The following is a 6,598-nucleotide window of genomic DNA, read 5'->3' as shown; positions in this document are numbered from 1 at the left end:
TTTTTGTTTTTCAAAAATATTAAAAGTACGCTCCAATTCTATTCATATTTCTAATTTATTTACAGATACTATTTTTAAGTGAGGTGAATAAATTGAAAAGAATTATTGTATATATTCTTACTTTCTTCTTAGTATTTCCTAGTACAACTTTTGCTTATAGTAATACGCCACACGGCTGGGGGATTGTTCGTGCGAATAATGAGGTGCCACCTGATGCTGGTGCGCAACTTAATAAATTGTTATCAAATACAAGGTCAGTTTATTTAGGGGATCCTACAAAGAAAGATGTTTATTTAACGTTTGATAATGGGTATGAAAATGGTTTTACACCAAAGTTTTTGGATGTTTTAAAGAAGCATGGTGTTCATGGGACTTTTTTTATAACCGGTCATTACATTAAGGAAAATCCTGAATTAGTGAAACGAATGGTTAATGAGGGGCACATAGTCGGAAACCATTCATGGAGTCATCCTGATATGACTACGATCAGTGATCAAAAGATTATTGAGGAATTGGAACAAGTTAAAATGGCATACCAGGAATTGACTGGCCGATCAGATATGAAATATTTCAGACCAGCAAGAGGTGTTTTTAGCGAACGTACTTTACAACTAGTGAATAAACAAGGGTATGATAATATTTTCTGGTCATTGGCATATGTTGATTGGAAGGTTGATCAACAAAGAGGTTGGAAATATGCTTATGATAATGTCATGAAAATGATTCATCCTGGAGCTATTATATTAATGCATACTGTTTCGAAGGATAATGCAGAAGCGATGGATGCGATTATTACTGGCTTACATAAACGAGGGTATCATTTTAAAAGCTTAGATGATTTAATGATGGAAAGAAGTGGATTTGATCCGAACTTCTATTTTCCAAAAAAATGAAAAGCTAATGATTAAGTAGTTGCATTAACTACTTTAATCATTAGCTTTTTTAACGGTTTGCGATTGCTTCATAGTTTAATCTAGCATGTTGCTTAGGTGTTTTGATGACAAAAGGATTATCAACAGTATTTTCTAGGAATTGTTTATCTTTATTAGCGAATTTCTTTATTCCGTTAAGAACTTGCTCTTCTTCAGTTACGACTTCCCCAAAAAGTAAGTCCTGTGTAATTGGTCCTTGATTGTAATGCTCATAGTAAAATCGCTTATAATCAAACTGATAGAAAATAACTGGTTTTTCCATATATGAAAAATCAAATGAAACTGTCGAGTAATCAGTAATTAGTAAATCAGATCTTTTTAATAGAGATTGAACAGTCTCTTCGCCCTGACGAATTACTTTAATCCGATCGTGGAAATCTGGAACATCCTTCATATAAATTTGTGTCTGGTAGTGAGGATAGAATATGATATTTAAATCATTTTTTTCTAGCATTTGGTGCAACTCTGGATTACTTAGTAAAGATAAATAACGATTAAAGTATTCAGAGTTCATTAATTGCTGAGTACTTTTATTCCAGTTTCGCCAAGTTGGCATGATCAAAATGGTTTTGCCATTTCCTGTATTTTCAAGCGCATCCCATCTAGCCAATCCAGTAACAGCCACTTCNNATTTACTCGACTAACTCCAATAACGCCATGTTGGATAAGGATCTTTTGATTTTGCTGCCACTCAGGGTGACATTTTAACACTTGTAAGTACTCATGTGTGTACATGTTAGCACGCTCTGAATAAGCATTAATTGTTTTCTCACAAGTTAATAAGTAGAGTGTATGTTTTAGGCTACCATATTGAACAATGTTTCCGAATTCCTTTATATATTCGTAATCCTTTGCTTTTTTATCAATCAAATAGTAACAGTTATCTCTAATTTTATTTTCCTGAATGTACTTGAATAAATGGTATGAATTATCTTGTGCCGTATCTTTTCTTTCCCCAATTAACCAAATATGCTTATTTCGATAATATCTCTGGGTTAAACGGTAAAGGTAAAAAATAAGGAATGACTTCCATTCTCTTCTTAGGATCAGTAACCCAAATTCATAAGTGAGATCACGGAATGTTTTTTGGATTTTTGTTTTTAATTTTCCAAGTAAGCCTGTTTTTTTGATTCGAATGTGTAAATTTTTCTTTGGAAAATAAGGTACGATACTATGTGTTTTAGTTGTTGCAGGTTTTGAATTTGCCTTTGTTGAGAAATAGAAAATATGAAGTGGTTTTTTTAATGAAATATTTCCAACTTTTACTGAAATAAACACTTCATAATCGCCATCAGGTAATATTTTACTTAGCTCAAGTGTAGTTGTTTTATAACCACCATCATTATAATTAATGCTATTTTTTGAGAAAAGATAGGACAAATCAGAACGTTCAAGTGTTTCAAGTGTTACTTTAATGACTTGACCATTGGATTTGTTTTTAAACTGTAATTCTTTAATCGAATCTTCATTATTCATTTCCTCGATAAATGCAAAGCCACCAACTTGCAATCGGTCACCACGTAACGAAAGGATTTCAATTTTTTGATGTAAGTTAAATTCCTTAATTTCCAGGTATTCTTTATATTTCGGAAAATATTTTGCAAAATAATGATAATATTTTCCTTCTATTATCACTGCTCCTTTTTGTAAGGTGCGATCTGATAATAAAGTCATCAATAAATGAAATTCTTCAGGATTTTGATTTAGAAAAATAGTATAAAATACTTTACTAATTTTTGAAGTATTATTTTCCATTAGATTTTCAGATAAGTTTTTAGCAAAATCTGATGAAATCTTTAAAAGATCATTATATTGTTCAATAGGGAAATAATATGCCTTCGTCAGTAAAGACGTTAAATAATAATCCCATAATTTTTTCTCAACATGCGAGTAATGAGAGGTAATGTCTTTCAGATTATAATAGTTTATTAATTCAGTTTGAGTAACAAGAAGGTTATCAAAAAATTCTAACGTACTAGTTTGTTTAATGACATCACTGTTTGTTAAATCTCTCACTTTTACTACGATATCTGAAGTTACGAAAACTTTAGTCGAACAAATAAAAGATTGTTGAGTAAATAATAAATCTTGTTGTTCTGTTAATTGCTCATTAAATTGCAAATGATTGTCGTTTAATAAACTTCTTTTAATCAACATATTTTTAATAGAAGGATTTAAAAGAAGTTCTGGATGTTTATGAAACTCGCGTACTGTTGGAAGATCTTTTTTAATAATTGATTTTAAATCATGGTGCTCCCATTTTCTTGTACCATTGAATAATTGTATATTTCCTAAAGCAATATCAGCATGATTCTTAATCGCATTGTTATATAAATTTTCATAGCCTGAAGAATTTACAAGATCATCCGCATCGATAAATGCGACAAACTCTCCAGTAGCTTCATGTAAACCAATGTTACGTGCTTTGTTTTTTGCCATTAGCTCTAAAGATATAAAGCGAATATTTTTATGTGAATTTGAATAGTTTTCAATTATTTCTTTACTCTTATCAGTTGAACCGTTGTCGATTATAATCGTTTCAATATCAGTTAATGATTGACCTTGTAAACTATTTAGGCAATCTTTTAAGACATCTTCATGATTATGTGCGACAACGACTACACTAACTTTGGCTTTTTCCATAATAGTCTTACCTCACTAGTCTCTACTTTCAATTAAATAGTTTAACATAAATTATAACCTAGTGCGTCTTCGAAGGAACATAATTTACGAATGGTAAGTAGGTATCGTACTCGTATTGTTTCCAATTATGAATAGAGATATTTTAAGAAGAAGAAAAGTAGAAAGGTTAGAAAAAAGATTTATATTATTTTCATCCAACACTTGACTTCGATAATGATAATCGTTATCATTTAAGTATAGCAAATATCATCATAGTTGTAGCGATATTTGGTAAGTTTTGAAACCTATTGGACTTGAAAGTTTCCCCATTCCCTAAAAATTTAATGTGTAAAAGAAAGCTTGACTAGTCCCCAAGCTTTTTTTGTGTTTTCAGACTGCCCGCCAAGCGCTCGCTTTCTTCGTTGCTNNTGTCTGCGGTGCTCATTACCGTCTAAGGTAACTCCGCTCCTCACCAGGCTTCGCGCCTCGAAAGGCAAGCGCTCGCAATCAGTCTGAAAATAATCATCCTTTTTTGCTCAACTAACTAGAGATCATTCTCTAGTTTTTTGCGTTTCTCACAAATTTTCTTAAGAGGTACTTGTTATGCTATAATACACTTCAGAGTAATTAAGGAGGAACGGGTGAATGTGGAAGGAAGAGGTTGCTTTAGAAACACCATATCAATGGGAAGAAGTTTTAAAGAGATTAGAGCATGAGCCAACATTTACAGTGCATTCTGCTGAAGGGCGGTTAAGTATTCCACTTTATATTGATGGGGATCAAGCAGTTGTAAAGGTTAAGAAAATAAATGATGCTCCAGTTCAGTTTGAAGTCGTTAGTGAACATGAAAATAAAGAGAAAATTCTCGAAGAAGTTGCTACTATTTTGCAATGGCAAACAGAATTTGAAGAGCTACATCATCATTTAAGACAAACTACACTATCTCCTCTAATTGACCTTTTTGGACATACGCCAATTACCGTTTCAAATGATCCTTTTGCTTGTTTAATTACATGTATTATTCATCAACAAATACAGCGTACATTTGCCATCCAGGTAACAAAACGATTTGTTCGAATGTACGGTGAGAGAATTGGTAATTCGTGGTTTTTCCCATCTCCTGAAATAATTGCTAATTTAACAATAGATGAGTTAAGAGATTTGCAGCTTAGTACTAGAAAAGCTGAATATATGATTGGAATTGCTAAAGCTTGGAGTGAGGGAGTTTTAAGTCATCAAGACTATCGAACATTATCTTCTGAGGAAATTGCTAAGGAGTTAATCAAGCTAAAGGGAGTCGGTCCTTGGACAGTTGAAAACTTCTTGTTATTTGGTCTAGGTCGAAAAGATATTTTCCCAGTTGGTGATGTTGGAATTCAAATAGCACTTCAAAAGCTTTTAAATTTAGATGAAAAGCCTTCGAAAGAAATAATGGACTATGTAAAAGAGCAAGTTTCTCCGTTTGGAAGCTACGCCGCCCTTTATCTTTGGAAGAGCATAGAATAATGGAGTTGTATATATGAGTAATCAGTTAACAAATAAATTAGAAGTAGGCCAATCCTTTCCAATAACAATTAAACGAATTGGGATAAATGGTGAAGGCGTCGGTTACTTCAAAAGACAAGTAGTCTTCATAAAAGGAGCATTACCTGGTGAGGAAGTCGTCGCTGAGGTAACGAATGTTCGTAACGGTTTTGCTGAAGGGAAAATTCAACGCATTCGAAAAGCATCACCAGATCGCGTAGAACCGACATGTAAAATCTATGAAAAATGTGGTGGCTGCCAAATTCAGCATGCATCTTATGAAGGACAGCTTCGATACAAACGTGACATTGTTATCCAAGCAATGGAAAAGTATGCGAAAGAATTACTAGAAAAAACACCAATTAGAGAAACAATTGGTATGGAAAACCCTTGGAATTATCGCAATAAAAGTCAGCTTCAAGCTGGACTAGAAAAAAATAAAATCATCGCTGGACTCTATACACAAAACTCTCATAATGTTGTCGATATTGGCCATTGTCCAATCCAACATGAGGATTTAAATAAAGTTACTGGTAAAGTGAAGAAAATTTTAACGCGTTTAAATATCCCTGTTTATAATGAACGAAAAAATAAAGGGGTAATTCGAACAATTGTAGCACGAGTTGGTTTACGTACAGGTCAAATTCAATTAGTACTAGTAACTGGAACGAAAGATTTTCCTCAAAAAAATGAACTAATCAGTGAAATTAAAAAAAGAATGCCTGAAGTTACAAGTTTAATGCAAAACATTAATAATCAAATGACTTCCGTAATCTTTGGTCGTGAAACTGTGTATTTATCTGGTGAGGAAGTAATTGAAGAAAAGCTTGGAGACTTATCATTCGAACTATCGGCAAGAGCGTTTTTCCAATTAAATCCTGAACAAACAGTTAAACTATATGATGAAGTCAAAAAAGCAGCGGCACTGACTGGAACAGAAAAAGTAGTAGATGCTTATTGTGGTGTAGGGACAATCGGACTATGGCTAGCAAAAGACGCAAAAGAAGTTCGAGGCATGGACGTAACGAAAGAAGCAATCATCGATGCAAAAACAAATGCCCTAAGCCATGGCTTTACAAATACTCATTACGAAGCAGGTAAAGCTGAACAAGTATTACCAAAATGGTTACAAGAAGGCTGGAAACCAGATGTTATTATAACGGATCCACCGAGAACTGGTTGTGATGAGGAGTTTCTAAATACTGTATTAAAGATTAAACCGAAGAAATTAGTATATGTTTCTTGTAATCCTTCTACTTTAGCTAGGGATTTGAAGGTATTGAGTAAGAGTTATGATGTGAAGTATTTGCAGCCGGTTGATATGTTTCCGCATACGGCGCACGTTGAGTGTGTTTCGCAACTCATTTTAAAAGGAGGCAACTAACCCTTGTGGTTGTTGCCTTTTTTCGTTCTTCTAGACGATTTACGAAATATGAAAGCTTAGATAAACAGGGGCTTTACTTAAATAAGAGTAAAGCCTTTTCTTTATCAAAGCAGAAGAATGTATTAAATAAAAGATG

5 protein-coding genes are annotated in these 6,598 nt (G+C 33.2%); 3 read left to right on the top strand and 2 right to left on the bottom strand.

Going from position 1 to position 6,598, the window contains the following annotated elements; all coding sequences use genetic code 11:
- Positions 1-92 precede the first annotated feature (92 nt).
- On the top strand, positions 93-893 hold the full coding sequence (gene pdaA, locus CN925_RS17090) for a delta-lactam-biosynthetic de-N-acetylase (RefSeq protein WP_098847881.1): 801 nt from the start codon (positions 93-95) through the stop codon (positions 891-893).
- 49 nt (positions 894-942) lie between these two features.
- Here pdaA and CN925_RS17085 read toward each other — a convergent pair whose 3' ends face one another.
- Together CN925_RS17085 and CN925_RS17080 are read right to left on the bottom strand one after the other, a co-directional pair.
- Positions 943-1,542: a CDP-glycerol glycerophosphotransferase family protein gene (locus tag CN925_RS17085; protein ID WP_098847879.1), complete on the bottom strand. Its 600-nt coding sequence runs from the start codon at positions 1,540-1,542 to the stop codon at positions 943-945.
- Positions 1,491-3,575, bottom strand: coding sequence for a bifunctional glycosyltransferase/CDP-glycerol:glycerophosphate glycerophosphotransferase (locus tag CN925_RS17080; protein ID WP_098847877.1), 2,085 nt, complete (start codon positions 3,573-3,575; stop codon positions 1,491-1,493). The genes CN925_RS17085 and CN925_RS17080 overlap by 52 nt, the downstream gene beginning before the upstream one ends.
- 624 nt (positions 3,576-4,199) lie before the next feature.
- On the opposite strand from CN925_RS17080, the gene CN925_RS17075 reads away from it, so the two are divergent.
- Positions 4,200-5,060: a DNA-3-methyladenine glycosylase family protein gene (locus tag CN925_RS17075; protein WP_098847874.1), complete on the top strand. Its 861-nt coding sequence runs from the start codon at positions 4,200-4,202 to the stop codon at positions 5,058-5,060.
- A gap of 13 nt (positions 5,061-5,073) precedes the next feature.
- The gene (gene rlmD, locus CN925_RS17070) at positions 5,074-6,462 is read left to right on the top strand and encodes a 23S rRNA (uracil(1939)-C(5))-methyltransferase RlmD (RefSeq protein WP_098847872.1); all 1,389 of its coding nucleotides are present in this window, start codon (positions 5,074-5,076) and stop codon (positions 6,460-6,462) included.
- Positions 6,463-6,598 lie beyond the last annotated feature (136 nt).

Source organism: Bacillus sp. AFS055030, from assembly GCF_002574545.1.
Taxonomy (GTDB): domain Bacteria; phylum Bacillota; class Bacilli; order Bacillales; family Bacillaceae_G; genus Gottfriedia.
The sequence above is the reverse complement of the archived record's forward strand: the minus strand, read 5'-3'. Positions and strand labels throughout refer to the sequence as shown.

Bases quoted from the DNA above. Each gene is read 5' to 3' on its own strand.
- rlmD (WP_098847872.1), top strand. From the start codon at position 5,074: ATGAGTAATCAGTTAACAAATAAATTAGAAGTAGGCCAATCCTTTCCA.
- CN925_RS17075 (WP_098847874.1), top strand. From the start codon at position 4,200: ATGTGGAAGGAAGAGGTTGCTTTAGAAACACCATATCAATGGGAAGAA.